We start from the raw sequence: 21,507 nt of genomic DNA on the forward strand, positions 1-21,507 counted from the left end.
CAGCCTAGTTACGCCCCGGCCGTCCGGAACACCCGTGTGCCCACCGTCACGGACAGCGCGGCGAAAGCGACGGTGACCAGGACGCCGTAGAGCATGTGCGTGCTCGTGTAACGGCCGACGTACGCGTCCCGCACGGCGTCCACCAGGTAGCGGAACGGGACGAAGTGCGACAACACGTCCAGCCAGTCCGGCGCCAGGGTCATCGGGAGCATCAGACCGGACAGCAGCATCGACGGCATCGACACCATGTTGATCAGCGGGCCGAACTCCTGCGGGGTGCGGACCTTCATGCCGAGCGCGTACGACACCGAGGCCAGCGACAGCGTGAGCAGGGCGACGAAGGCGAAGCCGATCAGAACGCCGGCCAGCGGCGCGCGCAACCCCATCACCAGCGCGGCCAGCACCAGCAGCACCGCCTGGAAGACGACCACCGTGGCATCCCGCAGCACCCGGCCGAGCAGCAGGGCGAGCCGGCTGACCGGGGTCACCCGCATCCGTTCCACCACCCCCTGCCCCTTCTCGACGATGATCACGAACCCGGCGAACAGCGCGCCGAAAAGGCCCAGCTGGAGCAGCAGGCCGGGAACCAGCACCTGCCAGGAGCTGCCCTGTCCGCCCAGCGGCAGACCGGTGAGCAGCGGGCCGAAGAAGAGCAGGTACAGCAGGGGCGTGAGCACCCCGAAGAGCAGGGCGTAGCGGGAGCGCAGGGACTGGCGCAGATAGCGGCCGTAGACGAGGGCCGTGTCGTGGAGAAGCATGGCGGTCCTAAACGGCTGCGGGGGCGGCGCCGGCCGGGGCCGGCGCGCGTCCGGTGACGGCGAGGAAGGTGTCCTGGAGGGTGGCGTCGAGGGAGCCGCCGTAGCGGAGCCTGAGCGCGCCCGGGGTGCCCTCGGCGGCGACCGTGCCCCGGTCGACGATCACCAGGCGGTCGGCGAGCGCGTCGGCCTCGTCCAGGTAGTGGGTGGTCAGGAAGACGGTCGTACCGTGCGTGTCGCGCAGCCGGCGGACGAGGTCCCACAGGTCGGCGCGGCTGCCGGGGTCCAGGCCGGTCGTCGGCTCGTCCAGGAACAGCACCTTCGGGCGGTGGGTGAGGGCCATCGCGATGTCCAGGCGTCGCCGCTGGCCGCCGGAGAGCGCGCCGGTCCTCCGGTCGAGGAGAGCGGTGAGCCCCAGTTCCGCCGCCAGTTCCCCGGCGCGGCCGGCCGCCTCCGCCTTCGGCAGGCGGTACATTCGGGCCTGGGTGACCAGTTCCTCCCGCACGGTGACCTGCGGATCGACCCCGCCGGACTGGGCGACGTAGCCGATCACCCGGCGCACCCCGGCCGGATCGGCGACGAGGTCGTGGCCGGCGACGGTGGCCGCGCCGCCGGTCGGCGCCAGCAGGGTGGTGAGCATCCGCAGGGTGGTGGTCTTGCCGGCTCCGTTGGGGCCGAGGAAGCCGAGGATCTCGCCCTCGCGGACGGTGAGGTCGATGCCGCGGACGGCTTCGACGGGTCCGGCTTTCGTTCGGAAGGTGCGGGCCAGGCCCGCCGTGCTGATGACTGCTGCCATGCCCACAGAAAAACAGAGTCCCTGAAATTTTGCAATGACCCCAAGTTTTCAGGCCACCCAGCGAAGCTAAACTGCGGACATGGCAGAGGGGCTCAGGGAGCGGAAGAAACGGCAGACCCGGCAGTACATCTCCGACGTCGCCACGGGGCTGTTCCTGGAGCGCGGCTTCGAGGCGGTGACCGTCGCGGAGATCGCCGAGGCCGCAGACGTCTCCGTCAACACCGTCTACAACTACTTCCCCGCCAAGGAAGACCTCTTCTTCGACCGCTCCGCCGGCATGGTCGACCGGCTCGCCCGCTGGGTCCGGGGCCGGGACGCCGGCGAGTCCGCCGCGCGCGCCGTCCTGCGGGAACTGCGCGGGGAGGTCGAGGCCGTCTCGCCCCGGGTCGGCCTGATGGAGGGCTACGACCGCTTCATGCGCGTCATCCACGAGGCCCCGCCCCTGCGCTCCCGTCTGTGGAGCCTCCAGCAGGAGATCCACGACACCCTGGAAGCGGCCCTGCGCGAGGAGACCGGCGCCCCCGCCGACGACCCGCTGCCCGGTCTGATGGCCGGTCAGATCTGCTGGATCCACCAGTCCGTCTTCGTCGCCATCGGCCGCGAGATGCTCGCCGGACGCAAACCGGCCGAAGCGTCACGAGAGGTACTGGTCCTCCTGGACGACATCGAGGACCTGTTGAGCGAAAAGGTGCTCAACTACGCCCTCCGTGCCGCGGTGTGACCCCTGGCGGTGTGATGTCCGTCAAATGAGACGTGACGCGCGTTACTTACCGGTCACACAGCGGCGTCGGAGCGCTAGGGTCCGCCGGAGAGGCAGACCTTCACCGCGTTCATAGGGAGTCGGAGTGGCACGGAAGCTCGCCGTCATCGGGGCCGGTCTCATGGGATCCGGTATCGCTCAGGTCTCCGCGCAGGCGGGCTGGGAGGTCGTTCTGCGGGACGTCACCGACGAGGCACTGAAGCGCGGCACCGACGGCATCAAGGCCTCGTACGACAAGTTCGTCGGCAAGGGCAAGCTGGCGGCGGAGGACGCCGAGGCAGCCCTCGCGCGCATCACCGCGACCACCGACCTGGACGCCGCCGCCGACGCCGACATCGTCGTGGAGGCCGTCTTCGAGAAGCTTGAGGTCAAGCACGAGATCTTCCGCACGCTCGACAAGCTCGTGCGCGAGGACGCCGTGCTCGCCTCCAACACCTCCGCCATCCCGATCACCAAGATCGCGGCTGCCACCGAGCACCCCGAGCGGGTCGTCGGTGTGCACTTCTTCTCGCCGGTGCCGATGATGCAGCTCGTCGAACTGGTCCGCGGCTACAAGACCAGCGACGAAACCCTGGCCACCGCCCGCGAGTTCGCCGAGTCGGTCGGCAAGACCTGCATCGTCGTCAACCGGGACGTCGCCGGCTTCGTCACCACCCGGCTGATCTCCGCCCTCGTGGTCGAGGCGACCAAGCTCTACGAGTCCGGCGTCGCGACCGCCGAGGACATCGACCTCGCCTGCAAGCTGGGCTTCGGCCACGCCATGGGCCCGCTGGCCACCGCCGACCTGACCGGCGTGGACATCCTGCTGCACGCCACGGGCAACATCTACACCGAGTCCCAGGACGAGAAGTTCGCCCCGCCGGAGCTGATGCGCCGGATGGTGGACGCCGGTGACATCGGCCGCAAGAGCGGGCAGGGCTTCTACACGTACTAAGGCCCGCATCCCGGAGCAAATCCCCCGGGAGCATCACTCCCGGGGGTGAATTCGGTATCGGTTCGCTTACAACCAGCAACCGCACCGCCACCCGCACAGTCAGACGTTGCACAGCACCGTCACCGAGTACGCCAACCGCACTCAACGGGGAGCGCATATGTACATCAGGGGCGACCACGCCGAGCTGGTCGTCGGGGGCCGCCTCGACGTCCGCAGCGCGGCGGACGCCCGTACGGCCCTGCACTCGGCCGTCGACACCGGAGTCGGCGACCTGGTGCTCGACCTGTCCGAACTGGACTCCTGGGACGCCACCGGGCTCGGGGTGATCATGGGTGCCCACCGGCGGGCCGGCCGCTGCGGGCGCCGCCTGGTGCTGCGGGGCGTGCCCCAGCAGATGCAGCGCCTGCTGGTCGCCACCCGGCTGCACCGCATCCTCGCCATCGAGGGCGGCATCGGCGTGGAGTCGCTGCCCCGGGTGTGACGCACGCACAACGGCGCGGCGCCTGTCGCGGTGCGGTTCCCGCGGTGCGCGGGCGCCGGGACGCACACGGGGTGGAGCGGGGACGGGGGAGACCCGGGTGCACCCGCCGAAGCGCACGTCAGCGCGGTGCGAGGGCAATCCTCACAAGACCGTGACGTCTCGGACCGCATGGCACCCCGCCCTGTCGGAGATACTGAGCCAAGGTTTAAGGTGCGGTCGCCCGCCGTCTCGCGACCCTCGGCCGAGCGGGCCCGGACCAAGAGCGACAGCGCGGTGTGCGAAAAGGCCGGGAGGGGCCGAACACGGGCACACGACGCTTTTGGGGGCACGAACCCATGGACCCGATCAACCCGGGACCCGAGGAGCACGGCCAGGCGCACAGCCGCCGCCCGCCCCGGGACTCCCTCACCTCCGACTTCGCCCCGGGCCCGGCTGCACCCGTCCGCATGGCGCAGCTCGTCTCCGGCGACCTCCAGCTGACCGTCAACCCGGTCGACGGCAGCGAGATAGAGCCCTGCCCGCCGGCCCGGCTCCCCGGCCGGCCCAGCAAGCGCACCGCCGCCGGGCGCGCCGAGACCGAGCGCGCCGCCCGGCCGCCCGTGCCGGCCGGCCCCGCCCAGCCGGCACTCTCGCTGCTGGAACGCCAGGACGTACGCGAACGCCTGGTCCGCCTGCTGGCCCGCGGCCGCTCGGTCCGGCTCACCGGACCGGCCGGCTCCGGCCGTACCGCCCTGCTCGACCTGGTCGCCGAGGACTGCCTGGACCTCGCCCCCGACGGCGTGGTCCGCCTGAACGGCCTGGGCCGCACGTCCGGCGACCTCCTGCACGACCTGTTCCACGCCGTGTACGACGCCCCCGGCCACCGCCCCGGCCCGGACGAACTCCTCGCCTGCACCCGGGAGATCGGCGCGGTCGTCGTCCTGGACGACCTGGAGTTCGGCGGCACCGCCCTGGAGGAACTGCTCGACGCCACCCCCGAGTGCGCGTTCCTGTTCGGCGCCACCCCCGACGTGCCCGCGCCCTCCGCCGAGTCCGACGTGGAGGAGATGTTCCTCGCCGGCCTCGACCGTGCCGCCGGCGTGGAGATACTGGAGCGGACCGTCGGCCGGGTGCTCACCGAGGAGGAGGCCAACTGGGCCGGCGACCTGTGGTTCGAGTCCGAGGGGCTGCCCCTGCGGTTCGTGCAGGCCGGCGCCCTGCTCCGGCAGCGTGACGAGCTGCGGGCCAGCACCGGCGCGGTGGACGAGTACGGCGTCTTCGAGGACGTACGCCCGCCGGCGGACGGCCCGGTGGAGCTGGAGGACGCGGTTCCGCTGCCCGCCCTGGGCGATGCAGCGGCCCCCGCGCCGCTGCTGGCCTCCCGGCTGAGCGCCTCCGCCCGGGCCGCCCTCCGCTTCGCGGTCGCCCTCGGCGGCGAGATACCCCACCAGGCGCACCTGCCCGCGCTGGTCGGCGACACCCACGCGGACGCCGCCCTCGGCGAGCTGGCGAGCTGCGGCCTGGTCTCCCCGGCCGGTGCCCGGTACCGGCTCGCGGCCGGTGTGCAGACCCAGCTGGAGGCCGCCGGATACGCCGACGACGTCACCGAGCACGCCCGCACCGCCGCCCAGCACTACGCCTGGTGGGCCGGCCATCCCTCGGTCACCCCGGCACGGGTCTGCGCCGAGGCCGACGCGGTGCTGGCCGCGCTCGCCGCCGTCGTACCGCGTACGTCCGCGCCCGGCGAGGGCGAGGAGAGCGGTGCGGTACGGCTGGCCCGTACGGCGGCGCCCGCCTTCGCCGCCGGGCTCCACTGGAGCGCCTGGGAACGGGCCCTGCGGTCCGGGGCGGAAGCCTCGCGGCTGACCGGCGAGGTAACGGAACAAGCCTATTTCCACCACGAGTTGGGCATCCTCGCGCTGTGCTCCGGCCGGCTCGACCGGGCCCGTGCCGAACTGGAGGCCGCCGGCGGGCTGCGCGGCGCCCTCGCCGACAAGCGGGGCACGGTCGCCGGCCGCCGCGCCCTGGCCCTGCTCGCCGACCGGGCCGGCGAGGTGCCGGGGTCGCCGGCGCTCCCGGCGGGGGAGGAGCCGGCCCTGCCGCGGCCCGAGGCGCCGGCGCCGTACGGCCCCGCGGGCGACACCCTGGTCACGCGGCGGATCCCGCAGCCGGCGGCGAAGGGCGGCGGCATCCGGCGGCTGGCCCGGCGCAACGTCTTGGCGGCCGGTTCCGGCGCGCTGCTCGCCGTCGTGCTCGGCACGGTCGTCACGCTCGGCATGACGTCGCCCGACGGTGCCGAGCGGAACCCGGCCGGCAAGGTCGACGCCAACCCCTCCGCGACCCAGGGTCTGACCGACGGCGAGGTGACCGAGGACCCGGCCGGCACCGGCTCGGCCGACAGCCGGCCCACGTCTCCGGGCCCCGACGGCACGTACGGCACGGCGGACGACTACGTCCCGCCGGCCCGCACTCCCGGCCCGTCGCGGAGCGCCGAGCCGTCCCCCTCCGGTACGTCGCCCTCCGGCTCCCCGTCCAAGTCGCCCGCGCCGGGCGGCTCGACGGGCTCGTCGGGCGGAAGTCCGACGGGTGGCACGACCGGCGGCGGCACCGGCGGGACCACGACGGGCGGCTCGACGTCCGGCGGTACGACGACGGGCGGCACGAGCGGCGGCACGAGCGGCGGCACGACCGGCGGCACGACCGGTGGGTCGACCGGCGGCGGCACGACGGGCGGTACCACGGGCGGCACCACCGGCGGCGGCGCCGGCGGCTCCACCGGGACGACGGGCGGCACCACCGGCGGTACGGCGGGCGGTACCACCGGCGGCACCTCGGGCGGTACCACCGGCGGCGACGCCGGCGCCACGACGACGGGCGGCGGCACGGACGGCTCCGCCGGGGGTACGTCGAGCAGCGCGTCCGCGTCCCAGACCGCCCCGGGCACGGGCGGCACGCTGATGTGACGCCTGACGGCCGGGCAGGCGTGCGCGGCGGCTAGAACAGGCGGAGCTTGTCGTCCTCGATGCCGCGCAGGGCGTTGTAGTCCAGGATCTGGCAGTTGATGCCGCGGTCGGTGGCGAGGACGCGGGCCTGCGGCTTGATCTCCTGGGCGGCGAAGACGCCGCGGACCGGCGCGAGGTGCGGGTCGCGGTTGAGCAGTTCGAGGTAGCGCGTGAGCTGCTCGACGCCGTCGATCTCGCCCCGGCGCTTGATCTCGACCGCGACCGTCCCGCCGTCGGCGTCCCGGCAGAGGATGTCCACGGGGCCGATCGCGGTCATGTACTCGCGGCGGATGAGGGTGTAACCCTCGCCGAGCGTCTCGATGCGGTCGGCCAGGAGTTCCTGGAGGTGTGCTTCCACGCCGTCCTTGATCAGACCGGGGTCCACCCCGAGTTCGTGCGAGGAGTCGTGGAGGATCTCCTCCATCGTGATGATCAGTTTCTCGCCCGCCTTGTTGACGACGGTCCACACGCCCTCGTCCTCGCCCGTCCCCTCCTTCAGCGTGCAGGGCGGCGACATCCAGTTGAGCGGCTTGTAGGCCCGGTCGTCGGCGTGGATGGAGACGCTGCCGTCCGCCTTGACCAGGATCAGGCGCGGCGCCGAGGGCAGGTGGGCGGTGAGCCGGCCGGCGTAGTCGACCGAGCATCGGGCAATGACGAGACGCATGGTCGGCAACGCTACTCGACGCCCGCAGGTGCTCGCGATCCGCCCGTCCCGCTCCCCGTGGATCGCCCCATTTGTCCCTTGAAACTCTTGTTCATCCCTGGCCGATTGTGGGCGTAACCGGACCGTTCCATATACGCATTCTGCTGGTGTGGTCACCTACCGTTGCCTACCGTAGGAACGGGAGGTTGCGACGCCTGTACCGAGCGTGTTCGAAATCGCGAACTCCCTTATCCGTCCGGCAACCCCTGCGCCTCGGGGGTGCGAGAGGAGAACCCATGTCGCTCGACGTCTCACCGGCCCTACTCGAACAGGCCGAGCGAGGCGAGGTCGACGAAGCAGCATTCGTCGACTGCGTCCGGACCTCCCTGCCCTACGCATGGGAGATGATCAGCTCCCTGGTGGCACAGCTGAAGGTGGACGGCGGTCCCTTCGCCGACAACCAGACGCCCCCGCCGGACGAGCAGGCGCGCGGTCAGCTGCTGCGCGCGCTCGCGAGTGACGCCATCCGCGGCGCGCTGCAGCGGCACTTCGGTGTGCGGCTGGCCTTCCAGAACTGCCACCGAGTGGCGGTGTTCCCGCCGGACGCCTCGGTGGACGAGACCTTGGCCCGCTTCACGTCGGTGCGCAGCCAGTTGCTGAACCAGTCGCCGGAGCTCCGGGACTGCTGACACGCGGTTTCGGTACGGCCGGGACGCGGAGCCGCCGGCTTGCCGCTCCACCCGTGGGAGGTGCATGCAGTACCGGGGCGGCAAGCCCCCGGGTGCCCCCGCGGGCGGAACCGTGGGTCAGCGCAGCTGGGGCAGCACCTCGGCGCCCAGGCGCCGCAGGTTCTCCTCGGTGGCCGCGAGGTCGCCCGAGCCCTCCATCAGGAGGGCGAAGCGGGAGATGCCGGTGCGCTCCGAGGTGGCGGCGAGGCGGTCGGCCGCGAGCCGCGGGGTGCCCACCGGGTGCAGCCCGCAGAGCAGTTCGGTGTAGGCGTGCGGGTCGCGCATCGAGCGCGCCCGTCCGTCCACCGTCACATGGGCCGCGAGGCCTTCTTTCAGCCACCCCGGCATCGCCTTGGTCAGCGTCTCGACGGCGTCCGTGCGCCGGTCGGCGAGCTGGCAGACGCCGGCCGAGACATGGGCGGCGTCCGCGATCTCCTCGGCCGGCCGGCCCGCCGCCCGGGCGCAGCGCCGCCACAGGGCGACCATCTCGGCCTTCTCCTCGTCCCCGACGTGCATGCCGAGCAGCATCGGCAGCCCGCGCTCGGCGGCCAGCCGTACGCTCGCCGGTGAGGTGCAGGCGAGGACGACCTCGGGGCCGGGGGTGTCCGTCAGGGCCTCGGACGGGCGGGGCACGACCGGCACCTCCCGGAAGGAGAACCGCTCGCCGGAGGACGCCACGGAAGGTTCGCTCAGCCAGCGCAGCAGCAGATCGAGGGACTCCGGGAACCCGTGTTCGTACGCGTGCAGTCCCGCGCCGAACACCTCCAGGTCGACCCAGGGGCCGCCGCGCCCGACGCCCAGCGAGAACCGGCCGCCGCTGGTCAGGTGGAGCAGCGCGGCCTGCTCGCCGAGGGCGACCGGGTGGGCCGTGGGCAGTACGCTGACTGCCGTACCGACCCGGATGCGGCGGGTGCGGCCGAGCAGCAGCGCGGCCAGGGTCACCGCGGACGGGCACGTGCCGTAGGGCACGAAGTGGTGCTCGGCGAGCCAGACCGCGTCCAGCCCGGACTGCTCGGCGACCTCGGCGGAGCGGACCGCCCGGTGCAGGGCCTCCCCGGGGCCCTGGCCCGGGAACTGGGCCGCCAGCACGAAACTTCCTACGTACATCGCATTCCTGCTTCCTTGGCTCCGACCCGGAGCTCCCCCACCCGGCATAACCGTCTGACACGTGCCCAGGACACGGCCTGGCGGAGAGATTTGCGGATTGTCTGCAGAATGGATCGCCGTGGAAGGGGACTTGTACGGGTTGGTTCCTTACGCGTACCCCACGCGTACCCCCCGCGGCGACGCGTAGGCTGGACGGAGCCCATGCTTCCCGTGCAGCCCCGAGAGGTGTCCCGTGTCCCCGCGCCGCAACCGACCGAAGGCAGTCGAATCGTCGGGCCGGAGCGCCGAGGACGATCGTGCCGGCCGGTACGGCGGCTGGCAGTCCACCGAGAGCTGGCAGGGCGAGGAATGGAGCGTGCGGCACGTCGCCGGGGCCGGCACGCAGGGCAAGACCTACCGCTGCCCGGGCTGCGACCAGCTGATCCCCTCCGGTGTCCCGCACGTCGTGGCCTGGCCGGAGCATGCGGGCGTCGACGACCGCCGGCACTGGCACAAGTCCTGCTGGAACGCGAAGGACCGCCGCACCACGCGGGTGCAGCGGTCCCGTAACGCGCCGAGGTTCTGAGTCCGGGCCGGTCTCACACGTCCCGGCTCCGGAGCAGCGAGTACGCGCCCGCGTACACCGCCGCCGTCACCCCGAGCATGATCCACAACGAGTCCCAGCCGGACGGCCCCGACTGGGTGAGGGAGTTGGCGTAGAAGACGCTCAGCTGGTTGGGGATCGAGTACTCGAACAGCCACTCGCGCAGCGTGTTGAGCGACTCCGTCACCATGAACATCGCGAGCACCAGCGGCGCCAGGACCACGCCGATCATGATGGTGATGGCGCCCGCGGAGTGCCGGATCACCGAGCCGATCAGCAGCGAGAGCAGGCCGAGCAGCGCCATGAAGAGGCTGACGCCGACGGTGGCCTTGAACCAGTCCCCGCCGGACGGGGTACGCGCGCCGGTGTTCTCCAGCATGGACGCCTGCGCCATGGCCACGAAGGTGGAGGTGACCAGGGTGACGGCGAAGGCGACGGCGAAGAACACGATCGACTTGGCGGCGAGCACCCGGGCCCGGCTGGGGCAGGCGGTCATCGTCGTACGGATCATGCCGGTGCCGTACTCCGAGGCGGTGGTCAGCACGCCGAGCGTGATGAGGCAGATGCTGCCGACGAGCAGGCCGAAGAAGCCGAAGGACAGCGGGTTCTCGCCGGACAGGCTCTCGGAGTCGGAGTTGGCCTCGATCAGGGCGCCGGCCAGCAGGCCGATGCCGAGGACGAGCACGATGAACACGCCGAGCGTCCACATCGTGGAGCGCACCGACCTGATCTTCGTCCACTCGGCGGCCAGCGCGTGCCCGAGGTGGGTGCGCACGACCGGGATCGGCGAGGTGTAGCCGGGGTACGGCCCGCCGGGCCCCGCCTGCCAGGCGGGCGCGGCGGCGGGCACGGCCGGGGCCGCGGGCGCGGCGGCCGGCGCCTCCTTGGTCAGCACCGGCGGCTGAGCCTGCGGCGCGGGAGCGGCGGCGGGCGCCTGCGGGGCGCCGGCGGCCGACGGTGCCTGCGCGGGCTGCGTGGCCGGGGCGGCGGGCTGGGCGGCCGGGGGCGCGGGCTGGGCCGGTGCGGCCGGTGCGGCCTGCTGGGCGTACGGGTTGGCCGCCAGCGGGGCCGTACCCGCGCCCGGAGCGCCGCCGTGCAGCCCCCCGGCGGGCGGCCGGCCGCCCTGCTGGGGCGGCGGCGGGGCGTACCAGCCGGGCTGGCCCTGGCCGGGAACCGGCATGGGCGGCTGGGCGCCGGGCGGCAGCGGCTGCTGGAGGCCCGCCTTCTGGTCGACGGTGGAGCGGTAGTCCACGGCGCCCTGCGTCATCCGCATGTACGCCTCCTCCAGCGAGGCCTGGTGCGGGGACAGCTCCCACAGCCGGACGTCCGCCTCGTGCGCGAGGTCGCTGATGCGGGGCAGCGGCAGTCCGGTCACCCGCAGCGCGCCGTCCTGCTCGGGCAGCACGTGCCCGCCCGCCTCGGTGAGCGCGGAGGTGAGCTTCTCGCGCAGCTGCGGCTCGGTGTCGGGGGTGCGCACGCGCGCGAAGTCGGCGGAGTTGGCCGAGATGAAGTCCTTCACGCTCATGTCGGCGAGCAGCTGGCCGCGCCCGATCACGATGAGGTGGTCGGCGGTCAGCGCCATCTCGCTCATCAGGTGGGAGGAGACGAAGACCGTACGGCCCTCGGCCGCGAGGGCCTTCATCAGGTTGCGGACCCAGAGGATGCCCTCGGGGTCGAGGCCGTTGACCGGCTCGTCGAAGAGCAGCACCTGCGGGTCGCCGAGCAGCGCGGCGGCGATGCCGAGGCGCTGGCCCATGCCGAGGGAGAAGCCCTTGGAGCGCTTCCTGGCCACGCCCTGGAGGCCGACGACGCCGAGCACCTCGTCCACGCGGCGGGCCGGGATGCCCGACATCTGGGCGAGGCTCAGCAGGTGGTTGCGCGCGGTCCGGCCGCCGTGCACGGCCTTGGCGTCGAGCAGCGCGCCGACCTGCCGGGGGGCGTTGGGCAGCTTGCGGTACGGGTGGCCGCCGATGGTGACCGAGCCGGACGTGGGGTTGTCCAGCCCGAGGATCATCCGCATCGTCGTGGACTTGCCCGAGCCGTTAGGGCCCAGGAAGCCGGTGACGGCTCCCGGCCGCACCTGGAAGGAAAGGTTGTACACGGCGGTCTTGTCGCCGTAGCGCTTGGTCAGGCCGACAGCCTCGATCATGCTCCGCACCCATCGAAAGGTTCAGGACAGCGGGGCACACGCCCCCGTAAGGGTTAGGAGGATATCCAGGAGCTGACGGTTCCGCCCAAGAGGGAGTAAAGCCCGGAGCATTACGCGGCGTGACCCACCCGTCTACTGGGCGTCCCGGTGCCTGAGGAGGAGGTAGCCGCCCGCCAGCGCGGCGAGCACCCACAGCGCCATGATGCCGAGCCCGGCCCACGGCCCGTACGGCGTGTCGTCGCCCGGCCGGGGGACCACCTGCATGATCCGGCGGCCGGCCTGGTCGGGCAGGAAACGGCCGATCTTCCGGGTGGCGTCGACGTTGCCGAGGATGTTGGAGACCAGGAAGAAGAACGGCATCAGGATGCCGAGGGACAGCATCGGCGAGCGCAGCATCGCGGCGACGCCCATGGAGAACATCGCGATCAGCATCATGTAGAGCCCGCCGCCGAACACCGCGCGCAGCACCCCGGGGTCGCCGATGGCGGCCCGGTGGGAGCCCAGCAGGGCCTGGCCGAGGAAGAACGCGGCGAAGCTCGTCACCATGCCGACGGCGAGCGCGAGCGCGGCGGCCACCGCGACCTTGCAGAACAGGAAGGTGCCGCGCTGCGGCACGGCGGCCAGCGAGACCCTGATCATGCCGGTGCTGTACTCGTTGGAGACGACCAGCACCCCGAACACGATCATCGCGAGCTGGCCGAGGGTCATGCCCGCGAAGCTGACCACGGTCGGGTCGAAGGAGAGCCGCTCCCGCACGGGCATGTTCGCGTACTGGCTGTTCGACAGCGCGGAGATCAGCGCGCCGAGGGCGACGGTGACCACCACGGCCAGCGACAGCGTCCACACCGTGGACGCCACCGACCGGATCTTGGTCCACTCGGACCGGATGACCTGCCCGGCCGCCATGGCTCAGGCCCCCTTCCAGCCGGCGCCCCAGTCCTGCGGGACCGCGGCGGGCCCGGCGTGCGCGTGGTACTCCACGGATTCCGCCGTCAGCTGCATGAACGCCTCCTCGAGCGAGGCCTGCCGCGGACTCAGCTCGTGCAGCACGAGCCCGTTCCGCGCGGCCAGTTCCCCGATCTGCTCGGCCTTGCCGCCCGCCACCTCCAGCGCCCCGCCGCCCGCCTCCACGACGGTGATCCCCGCCTGGTGCAACACGTCGAGCAGCCGCTCGCGCTGCGGGGAGCGGATGCGCACGTACGACCGCGAGTTCGCCCGGATGAAGTCGGCCATCGAGGTGTCCGCGAGCAGCCGGCCCTGCCCGATGACCACCAGGTGATCGGCCGTCAGCGCCATCTCGCTCATCAGATGGCTGGAGACGAACACCGTCCGGCCCTGCGCGGCCAGCGACTTCATCAGGTTCCGGATCCAGTGGATGCCCTCGGGGTCCAGCCCGTTCACCGGCTCGTCGAACATCAGGATCCGCGGGTTCCCGAGCAGCGCGGCGGCGATCCCGAGCCGCTGCCCCATGCCGTACGAGAACCCCTTGGCCTTCTTCCGCGCCACCGCGGTCAGTCCCACGGTCTCCAGCACCTCGGCCACCCGGCTCGCCGGGATGCCGTTGCTCTGGGCGAGGCAGAGCAGGTGGTGGTAAGCGCTCCGGCCGCCGTGCACGGCCTTGGCGTCCAGCAGGGCGCCGATGTACGTCAGCGGGTCCCTGAGCCGGTCGTAGTGCCTGCCGTCGATGCGGACGTCGCCGGCCGTGGGGCGGTCGAGCCCGAGGATCATCCGCATGGTGGTCGACTTCCCGGCCCCGTTGGGCCCCAGGAACCCCGTCACGGCGCCCGGCCGCACGGCGAAGGTGAGGTGGTCGACCGCCACCTTGTCGCCGTACCGCTTGGTCAGCCCCTCCAGCTCGATCATGCGGCCACGCTAGGACGCGGCCCGCGGCTCTGCCACTCGGACGCCCTCGGGTACGGGGCCCGCCGTGCGCCGGTGCGGGTGCCGTCAGCCGCTGCGGCGGATGCGGACCGGGCCGCGGGCGCGACCGGGGTCCACGGCGGCGCCGTGCTGGGTGATCTCCACCCGGCCCTCGTCGGCGAGCCGGGCCGCGACCCGGCGGACGGGCTCCATCAGCTCGCGCCACCCCTCGTCGGCGGAGCCGTGCACCGCCCGGGCGACCTCGGACGGGCACACCGATGCACCCGGTGCCCTCCCGTCGAGCAGTTCGAGGATGGCTTCCCGCAGCGACCGGTCGGTGACGGACATGAGGGGCTCCCTCCCGGCGGCCGTCCGGACACGGACCCCGCCGCGGACGGCGTACTCCCTCCACGCTACGCGCCACCGGCGCACGCGCATGCGGGAGAGGCGGTGGGACCGCGTCCCACCGCCTCTCCCGGCGCCTTACGACTGCCCGGCCCTAGCGGGACTGCTGCGCCGGAACGCCCCGGGAGATCGGCTCGTCGTCGGTGGACGTGCCGGCCGCGGCCACCGCGGCACCGGTCAGCGTGGCGAGCATCTCGCGGACGTTCGTCAGCTGCGCGTTGATGCTGTCGCGGCGGTTGGTGAGCGCCGCCAGCTCCCGCTCGGACTCCGAACGGATGCGGTCGGCCTTGGCGTTGGCGTCGGCCACGATGTCCTCGGCCTGGCGCTGCGCGGTCTCCACCGTCTGGCGGGCCCGGCGCTCGGCGTCGGTGCGCAGCTTCTCCGCCTCCAGGCGCAGCTGCTCGGCACGGTGCTCGATCTCGGCGAGGCGCTTCTCGGCCTTCTGCTGACGCGAGGCCAGGTCGCGCTCGGACTGCTCGCGGCGCTTGGCCAGGTTGGTCTCGAAGTCGGCGGCGGCCTGCGCGGCCTTGGCGCGGGTCTCCTCGAAGAGGGCGTCCGCCTCCTCGCGCTTGGACTGCGCGTCCTTCTGGGCCTCCGCGCGCAGCTGGGCCGCGTCGGACTTGGCCTTCTCGACGATCCGGACGCCCTCGTCCTCGGCCTTGGCCTTGCGCTCGGTCGCGTACGACTCGGCGTCGTTGCGGACCTGCTGGGCCGCCGACTCGGCGAGGTCGCGGTGCTGCTCGGCCGCCCGCCGGGCCTCCTCACGCAGCTCCTTTGCCTCTTCCTCGGCCAGGCGCAGGATCTTCTCGACCCGCGCCCCGAGACCCGCGTACGACGGCTCGGCGTCCGTGATCTGGGCCTGGGCGTTCTGCGTTTCGAGGTGCAACTCCTCGATGCGCTTCTCCAGAGCGGTGATGCGGGCGAGAGCGCTGTCACGGTCGGAGACGAGCTTGGAGATACGTTCGTCCACCTGAGCGCGGTCGTACCCACGCCGCACAAGCTCGAAGCCGTAGGGGGAAGTGTCGCTCATGGGGTTCCTGTCGAATGAGACCGGTGAGTGAGGTGATAAGGGAATCCTAGGGGCCGAAGCGGTGTGTCATCGAGCGGATACGCTTTTGATCTGGAGAATGGCACCTCTTTCGGGTGGCTGACCGTCACACGGCTTGCCAACGACTCGGGCAAAGCACCCAGAAGACACCGGATCGCACCTCCCGCGCTAGCTCTCCGGCGACTTACCACCCGAACGGGGGGCACCCACCGTGGCACCCGTCTTGACTCCGCCGTCCTTGCCGGCCGTGGGGGCCTCGAAGGATTCCAGCGCCTCCAGCACGTCCTGGACCCGCGAGATCTCGGCGTTGATGTCCTCGCGCCGGCGCACCAGGATCTCCAGCTCGCGCTTGCCCTCCTCGACCGTGCGCCGCGCCTCGCGGATGGCCTCCGCCTTCAGCTCCTCGGCCTCCTTGACCAGGCGGCCCTTCTTCAGCTCCGCCTCCTTGAGCAGCCCCTCCGCCTTCTTCACCGCGGCGATCCGCACCTTGCCCGCCTCGGAGTTGGCGTCCGAGACCAGCTCCTTCGCCTTGGCCTCGGCCTTCGCCAGCTGCTCCTCGGCTGCCTTGATGAGCGCGTCGCACCGGTCGCCGGTGGACTTCATCGTCTCGGCGGCCTCGCGGCGGGCCCGCTCGTGCAGCTCCTCGATCTCGCCGGTGATGCGGTCGCGCAGTTCCTCCGCGCGCTGCCTGATCGCGGTGGCGTCCCGGCGGGCGCCGACCAGCAGCTCGTCGGCGTCCGTCCGGGCCTTCTCCACCAGCGAGTTGCCCTCGATGGTCGCCTCGGAGACGATCCGGTCGGCCTCGCTGCGGGCCGCGCCGACCATCGTGTCGGCCTGCGACTCGGCGTCCGCGGTGGTCTTCAGCGCCTGCTGCTGCGCCTCGGTGAGCAGCTTGTCCGCCTCGGCCGCGGTCTCCGTGATGAGCTTGTCGACCTGCTCGGCCGCCTCCGAGCGCCGCTTGTTGGCGTCCTTGCGGGCCTCGTCCAGGGTCTGCTCGGACTGCTCCCGCGCGGAGTTGACGAGCCGTTCGGCCTCCGCCTCCGCGTCCGCCTTCGCCCGCTCGGCCTCGGCGCGCAGCCGCTCCGCGTGCGCCTGCGCGGACCCGACCGTCTCCGCGGCCTCGGCGCGCAGCCGCTCGGCCTCGTCGGTGGCCTCCCCGAGCAGCCGCTCGGCCTCGGCCAGCGCCTCCGCGCGGACCCGGTCGGCTTCCGCGACGGTGTCGTTCTGGAGCCGTTCGGCCTCGTTGCGGGCCTCGGTGATGAGGGTGTCGGCCTGGGTCGCCGCGTCGGAGCGGATGCGGTTGGCGTCCTCGCGGGCGTCCGCCCGGGCACGCGTCGCCGCCTCGTTGGCCTCGGTGAGCGTCTCCGACGCCTCCGTGCGGATCCGCTCGGCCTCGGCGGCGGTCTCCGCCTGCAGCCGCTCGGCCTCGGCGAGCGCCTCGGTGCGGACCCGGTCGGCTTCCGCGACGGTGTCGTTCTGGAGCCGTTCGGCCTCGTTGCGGGCCTCGGTGATGAGGGTGTCCGCCTGGGTCGCCGCGTCGGAGCGGATGCGGTTGGCGTCCTCGCGGGCGTCCGCCCGGGTACGGGCCGCCGCCTGGTCGGCCTCGGCGAGCGCGTCCGACGCCTCGGTGCGCACCCGCTGGGCGTACTCGCCCGCGTCCGCGCGCAGCCGCTCGGCCTCGGCGATGGCCTCCGCCATCGTCCGTTCGGCCAGCGCCTTGGCGGCCTCCGACTCCTCGTTCGCCTCGCGCCGGACCCGGGAGGCGTCCTCGCTCGCCCGCTCCCGCTCGGCGTAGGCGTCGGCGCGGACCCGGTCCGCCTCCTCCTCGGCCTCCCGCTTCGTACGGTCCGCCGCGTGCTCGGCGGCCGAACGCAGCCCGGCGATCTCCTCCTGCGCCTGCTCGTGCAGCCCGGCGACGGAATCCCGCACCTGCTGGGCGTGCTGCTCGGCGGCGGCCACCATCTCCGTGGCCCGCCGGTCGGCCTCCTCCACCAGACGGGTGGCCTCGGCCTGCGCCTGCTCCACGCGCTTGCGCGCGGAGGCCAGCAGCTCCTCGCTCTGCTCACGGGCCCGCTGCCGCTCCTGGCCGGCCTCCTCGCGGGCGGAGCCGAGCAGCTCCTCGGCCTCCCGGCGGCGCCGGGCGGCCTCCTCCTGCGCGGCGGCCAGCGTCTCGGACGCCTCGGTGCCCAGCCGCTCGGCGGCGGCCTGCGCCTCGGCGCGCACCCGGTCGGCGGTGTCCTGGGCCTCCGTCTTGAGCCGTTCGGCCTCGGCGGCGGCCTCGGACCGCAGCCGTACGGCGAGGGCCTCGCCCTCGGCGCGGGAGGCGGACGCGTCGGCCGCCGCCTCGGTGCGCAGCCGCTCGGCCTCGGCCTCGGCCTGCTGCTGGAGCGTACGGATGCGCTCGGCGGCCTCCGCGCGCAGCCGCTCGGTCTCCTCGCCGGCCTCCCGGCGGATCCGGGACGCCTCGTCCCGGGCGTCGGTCAGCGCCTGCTCGGCGGAGGCGAGCCGGTCCTGCGCCTCGGTCTGGAGCCGGGTCAGCTCCTCGGCGGCCTCGGCCCGGCGGGCCTCGACGGCCTTCTCGGCCTCCTCGCGCAGTTCCCGCGCGGCCTGCTCGGCGTCCGCCTGGACCTTCTCGGCCTGCTCGGCGGCCTCCGCGCGCAGCCGCTCGGCCTCCTTGCGGGTGCGCTCCAGGGTCTCCTCGGCCTGCCGGCGCAGCGAGGTGGCCCGCTCGATGGCCTCGGTGCGGACCTTCTCGCTGTCGGCGGTCGCGCTCCGCCGCAGCTCGTCGGCGTCCGCCTTGGCCTTGGCCAGCAGCTCCTCGGCGGACTTGGCCGCCTCCTCGATCTGCGCCACCGCCTCCCGGCGGGCCTCGGCGCGGATCGACTCGCCCTCGGCGACCGCGTCGGCCCGCAGCTGCTCGGCCTCGCCGCGCAGCCGGCGGGCCTCCTCCTGCAGCTCGACCGTCTTGGCGCGGTACTCCTTGGTGTCGTCCTTGGCCGCGCCCTTGAGCTGCTCGGCGATGTCGTGCGCCTCGGCGCGCAGCCGGTCCGCCTCGGCCTCGGCCTCCGAACGGATCCGCTCGGCCTCCTCGGCGGCGGCCCTGGTGGTCTTACGGGCGTCCTCGGACGCCTTGTTGAGGACCTCCTCGGCGGTCCTGGCCGCCTTCGACAGCTGGGTGGCCGTCTCCTCGGCGGTGATCGAGCGGGCCTTCTCGGCGGCCTCGGCGACGATCTTCTCGGCCTCGGCACGGGCGTCCGCGACCAGCTGCTCGGCCTCCGACTTGGTGCTCTCGGCCTCCTTGGTGGCCTCCTCCACCAGCCGGGCGACCTGCTCCTTGGCCGTCCGGGTGCGGGTCTCGTTGGCGGCCTCGGCGGTGGCGAGGGCCTTGGCGGCGGCCTCCTTCGCCTCGGTGACCACCTTCTCGGCCTCGGCCTGCGCCTTGCGCAGCGCCTCCTCGGCCGCCGCGATCCGCTCCTCGGCGGCCCGGCTCAGCTCGGCGGCCTGCCGGCGCGCCGTGTCCGACTCGGTGACCGTGGCCGTACGCAGCTGCTCGGCGTGCTCGGTGGCCTCCTGCGCCTGCGTGGAGGCGGCGTTCAGCAGCCGCTCGGCGTCCGTGCGGGCCCGGCGCAGCAGCTGCTCGGCCTCCGTGCGCGCCGCCTCGGCCTCGCTCTGCAGTCGCTCCCGGGCCTCCCGGGTCAGCCGCTCGGCCTCCGTGCGGGCGGCGGCCATCGCCTGTTCGGCCTCCGCGCGGGACTCCTCCAGCAGCCGGCGCGCCTGCTGCTCGGTACGGGCCCGCAGCTGCTCGGCCCAGGCCACGTTCTCGTTGACGTGCGACTCGACGGTGGCCCTGCGTTCGGCCAGCTCCTGGTCGAGCTGCTGGCGCCGGGTCACCGCCTCCTGGTGCAGTTCGGCCTGGAGGCGGGCGGCCTGCTCGGCGTGCTCCTGCAGGATGCGCTGGGTCTGCGCGCGGGCCTGGCTCAGCTCCCGCTCGGCGTCCTGGCGCAGCTGCTCGGCCTGCATCTGGGCGTTGCGGAGCAACTGCTCGGCCTGGTAGCCGATGTCACCCGCGTCGTAGGCGGGCCGGGTCATGAGGGTGCGCCGCGCCTCGTGCAGCTTGGCGCGCAGCACCTCGACCTGGTAGCCGAGGTCCTCGGCGTGCTGGATCGCCTTCTCCCGCTCGGTCCTCAGCCGCTTCATCTCGGCCTCGAACCGAGAGAGGTGGTCGACGTCAGCCGCCGGCTCTCGCTCCTGGCTCTCGTAGCCCCGCACTGCGCGGTCCCATCCGTCCCCTGGTCAGCTTCTGCAACGAGCTCCGTCCAACCGCCGAACGGGGCCCCCGGGGAATGGTGTCAGACAGACGGCGGAGCACGGGCTGCTGCCCCGACGCTCGCCCCCCGAAACCCGGACCCCGGCATGCGGTCGTCCCGGTGGAAGGGACGACCGCCCCCAACCCTACCGGCCCCTATGTACGGGGGTCAGTGCTCAGGTGACTCAACAGGGGCCGAAGTGACCAGTTCTGTCAGAACGCCATGGCAGTCCTTGGGGTGCAGGAAGGTGATCCGCGACCCCATGGAGCCGGTCCTGGGCTCCTCGTAGAGCACCCGGATGCCCTTGCCGCGGATCTCCTCGGAGTCGGTGTCGACGTCCGCGGTGCCGAAGGCGATGTGGTGGACGCCCTCCCCGTTCTTCGCCAGCCACTTGCCGACCGCCGAGTCCTCGCGGGTCGGTTCCAGCAGCTGGAGGTAGGAGGCGCCGCCGTCCGAGGTCTCGTTGATCTTGAGCATGGCCTCGCGCACGCCCTGTTCCTCGTTGACCTCGGTGTGGAACACCTCGAAGCCGTACGTGGCCCGGTAGAACTCGACGGTCGCGTCGAGGTCGTGGCAGGCGATCCCGATGTGGTCGATTCGCGTCAGCATGGATTCAGTGCAGCGCTCCCGGGGTGGTTACGCAACGTGCGCGCGATCACACCGGCAGGCCGGTGACGTCATGTCCAACCGCTCAGTACATTCGAAGTAAACCCTCGTTCACTCCTCGGCTGTCCGCAGCTGGAAGGGGATCCCACCTCATGTCTTCTGGAACGACCAGCTCGGTGATCGTCGCGGGCGCCCGGACGCCCATGGGGCGGCTGCTGGGCTCGCTGAAGTCCTTCTCCGGAGCCGACCTCGGCGGCTTCGCGATCAAGGCCGCCCTCGACCGTGCGGGGATCGGTGGCGACCAGGTGCAGTACGTCATCATGGGCCAGGTGCTGCAGGCCGGCGCGGGGCAGATCCCGGCCCGCCAGGCCGCGGTCAAGGCCGGCATCCCGATGAACGTCCCGGCGCTCACCATCAACAAGGTGTGTCTGTCCGGCCTCGACGCGATCGCCCTCGCCGACCAGCTGATCCGCGCCGGCGAGTTCGACATCGTCGTGGCGGGCGGCCAGGAGTCGATGACCAACGCCCCGCACCTGCTGCCCAAGTCCCGCGACGGCTTCAAGTACGGCGCCGTGCAGATGCTCGACGCCATGGCCTACGACGGCCTGACCGACCCGTGGGAGAACATCCCGATGGGCGAGTCCACCGAGAAGCACAACACCCGTCTCGGCATCGGCCGCGCCGCGCAGGACGAGATCGCCGCCCTGTCCCACCAGCGGGCCGCCGCCGCCCAGAAGAACGGCCTGTTCGAGGCCGAGATCACCCCGGTGGAGATCCCGCAGCGCAAGGGCGACCCGGTGCTGTTCAGCAAGGACGAGGGCATCCGGGGCGACACCACCGCGGAGTCCCTGGGCAAGCTGCGCCCGGCCTTCGCCAAGGACGGCACGATCACGGCCGGCTCCTCCTCGCAGATCTCGGACGGTGCGGCGGCCGTGGTCGTGATGAGCAAGGCCAAGGCCGAGGAGCTGGGCCTCCAGTGGCTGGCGGAGATCGGCGCCCACGGCAACGTGGCCGGTCCGGACAACTCGCTGCAGTCCCAGCCGTCCAACGCCATCCAGCACGCGCTGAAGAAGGAGGGCCTGGACGTCTCCGACCTGGACCTCATCGAGATCAACGAGGCCTTCGCCGCCGTCGCCGTGCAGTCAATGAAGGACCTCGGCGTGTCCACGGAAAAGGTGAACGTCAACGGCGGCGCGATCGCGCTGGGCCACCCGATCGGCATGTCCGGCGCCCGGCTCGTGCTCCACTTGGCGCTGGAGCTGAAGCGGCGCGGCGGCGGTGTCGGCGCGGCGGCGCTGTGCGGTGGTGGCGGCCAGGGTGACGCGCTGATCGTGCGGGTCCCCAAGGCCTGAGGTCCCGTAGGT

At 72.8% G+C, this 21,507-nt stretch carries 18 protein-coding genes and 1 pseudogene; 7 read left to right on the forward strand and 12 right to left on the reverse strand.

Features of this window, described 5'->3' with window-relative positions; translation table 11 throughout:
- Positions 1 to 8: 8 nt before the first annotated feature.
- On the reverse strand, positions 9 to 758 hold the full coding sequence (locus tag IG05_RS0104390) for an ABC transporter permease (protein ID WP_030339297.1): 750 nt from the start codon (positions 756 to 758) through the stop codon (positions 9 to 11).
- Between the two features lie 7 nt (positions 759 to 765).
- Entirely contained in the window at positions 766 to 1,551 is a 786-nt protein-coding gene (locus tag IG05_RS0104395) for an ABC transporter ATP-binding protein (protein WP_030339299.1), read from the reverse strand.
- Positions 1,552 to 1,630: 79 nt separating this feature from the next.
- Here IG05_RS0104395 and IG05_RS0104400 point away from each other — a divergent pair, with 79 nt between their 5' ends.
- The 4 genes from IG05_RS0104400 to IG05_RS0104415 all read left to right on the forward strand — a co-directional run bounded on the left by IG05_RS0104400 (position 1,631) and on the right by IG05_RS0104415 (position 6,668).
- Positions 1,631 to 2,272 carry a TetR/AcrR family transcriptional regulator gene (locus IG05_RS0104400; RefSeq protein WP_030339300.1) on the forward strand — a complete coding sequence of 214 codons (642 nt, stop codon included), beginning with the start codon at positions 1,631 to 1,633 and terminating at the stop codon, positions 2,270 to 2,272.
- 124 nt (positions 2,273 to 2,396) lie between these two features.
- Positions 2,397 to 3,245 carry a 3-hydroxyacyl-CoA dehydrogenase family protein gene (locus tag IG05_RS0104405; RefSeq protein ID WP_030339302.1) on the forward strand — a complete coding sequence of 283 codons (849 nt, stop codon included), beginning with the start codon at positions 2,397 to 2,399 and terminating at the stop codon, positions 3,243 to 3,245.
- A 157-nt stretch (positions 3,246 to 3,402) separates the two neighbouring features.
- Positions 3,403 to 3,726 (forward strand): STAS domain-containing protein, encoded by a 324-nt coding sequence (locus IG05_RS0104410; RefSeq protein ID WP_030339304.1) that lies wholly within the window; start codon positions 3,403 to 3,405, stop codon positions 3,724 to 3,726.
- Positions 3,727 to 4,061: 335 nt separating this feature from the next.
- Entirely contained in the window at positions 4,062 to 6,668 is a 2,607-nt protein-coding gene (locus tag IG05_RS0104415; protein WP_030339305.1) for an ATP-binding protein, read from the forward strand.
- A 31-nt stretch (positions 6,669 to 6,699) separates the two neighbouring features.
- Here the strand turns inward: IG05_RS0104415 and nucS are convergent, their stop codons facing one another.
- On the reverse strand, positions 6,700 to 7,371 hold the full coding sequence (nucS, locus tag IG05_RS0104420) for an endonuclease NucS (protein ID WP_030339307.1): 672 nt from the start codon (positions 7,369 to 7,371) through the stop codon (positions 6,700 to 6,702).
- Positions 7,372 to 7,646: 275 nt separating this feature from the next.
- Here nucS and IG05_RS0104425 point away from each other — a divergent pair, with 275 nt between their 5' ends.
- Entirely contained in the window at positions 7,647 to 8,039 is a 393-nt protein-coding gene (locus IG05_RS0104425; RefSeq protein WP_030339308.1) for an SCO5389 family protein, read from the forward strand.
- 117 nt (positions 8,040 to 8,156) lie between these two features.
- Here IG05_RS0104425 and IG05_RS0104430 read toward each other — a convergent pair whose 3' ends face one another.
- On the reverse strand, positions 8,157 to 9,185 hold the full coding sequence (locus tag IG05_RS0104430) for an LLM class flavin-dependent oxidoreductase (RefSeq protein WP_030339310.1): 1,029 nt from the start codon (positions 9,183 to 9,185) through the stop codon (positions 8,157 to 8,159).
- Between the two features lie 232 nt (positions 9,186 to 9,417).
- Between IG05_RS0104430 and IG05_RS0104435 the strand changes: the two genes are divergently transcribed.
- Positions 9,418 to 9,750, forward strand: coding sequence for a hypothetical protein (locus IG05_RS0104435; RefSeq protein ID WP_030339312.1), 333 nt, complete (start codon positions 9,418 to 9,420; stop codon positions 9,748 to 9,750).
- 13 nt (positions 9,751 to 9,763) lie between these two features.
- Here the strand turns inward: IG05_RS0104435 and IG05_RS49005 are convergent, their stop codons facing one another.
- From IG05_RS49005 to mce, 8 genes and pseudogenes are all read right to left on the reverse strand, one after another.
- On the reverse strand, positions 9,764 to 10,618 hold the full coding sequence (locus tag IG05_RS49005) for an ABC transporter permease subunit (protein ID WP_267883299.1): 855 nt from the start codon (positions 10,616 to 10,618) through the stop codon (positions 9,764 to 9,766).
- A pseudogene (locus IG05_RS49010) lies at positions 10,601 to 11,917 on the reverse strand (ABC transporter ATP-binding protein); the annotation flags it as partial. The pseudogene IG05_RS49010 and the gene IG05_RS49005, both read right to left, overlap by 18 nt.
- A 132-nt stretch (positions 11,918 to 12,049) precedes the next feature.
- Entirely contained in the window at positions 12,050 to 12,823 is a 774-nt protein-coding gene (locus IG05_RS0104445) for an ABC transporter permease (RefSeq protein WP_030339316.1), read from the reverse strand.
- A 3-nt stretch (positions 12,824 to 12,826) separates the two neighbouring features.
- On the reverse strand, positions 12,827 to 13,780 hold the full coding sequence (locus IG05_RS0104450) for an ABC transporter ATP-binding protein (protein ID WP_030339318.1): 954 nt from the start codon (positions 13,778 to 13,780) through the stop codon (positions 12,827 to 12,829).
- Positions 13,781 to 13,864: 84 nt separating this feature from the next.
- Entirely contained in the window at positions 13,865 to 14,125 is a 261-nt protein-coding gene (locus IG05_RS0104455) for a DUF3253 domain-containing protein (RefSeq protein ID WP_030339319.1), read from the reverse strand.
- A gap of 151 nt (positions 14,126 to 14,276) precedes the next feature.
- The gene (locus tag IG05_RS0104460) at positions 14,277 to 15,212 is read right to left on the reverse strand and encodes a cellulose-binding protein (RefSeq protein ID WP_030339321.1); all 936 of its coding nucleotides are present in this window, start codon (positions 15,210 to 15,212) and stop codon (positions 14,277 to 14,279) included.
- A 186-nt stretch (positions 15,213 to 15,398) separates the two neighbouring features.
- Positions 15,399 to 19,499 (reverse strand): polarized growth protein Scy, encoded by a 4,101-nt coding sequence (gene scy, locus IG05_RS0104465; RefSeq protein ID WP_030339324.1) that lies wholly within the window; start codon positions 19,497 to 19,499, stop codon positions 15,399 to 15,401.
- A 206-nt stretch (positions 19,500 to 19,705) separates the two neighbouring features.
- Entirely contained in the window at positions 19,706 to 20,146 is a 441-nt protein-coding gene (mce, locus tag IG05_RS0104470) for a methylmalonyl-CoA epimerase (protein WP_030339325.1), read from the reverse strand.
- 149 nt (positions 20,147 to 20,295) lie between these two features.
- Here mce and IG05_RS0104475 point away from each other — a divergent pair, with 149 nt between their 5' ends.
- A complete protein-coding gene (locus IG05_RS0104475; RefSeq protein WP_030339327.1) occupies positions 20,296 to 21,495 on the forward strand; it encodes an acetyl-CoA C-acetyltransferase in 1,200 nt (399 codons plus the stop codon).
- Positions 21,496 to 21,507 lie beyond the last annotated feature (12 nt).

The sequence above is a fragment of the Streptomyces sp. NRRL S-1022 genome, from assembly GCF_000720135.1.
Classification (GTDB): Bacteria; Actinomycetota; Actinomycetes; order Streptomycetales; family Streptomycetaceae; genus Streptomyces.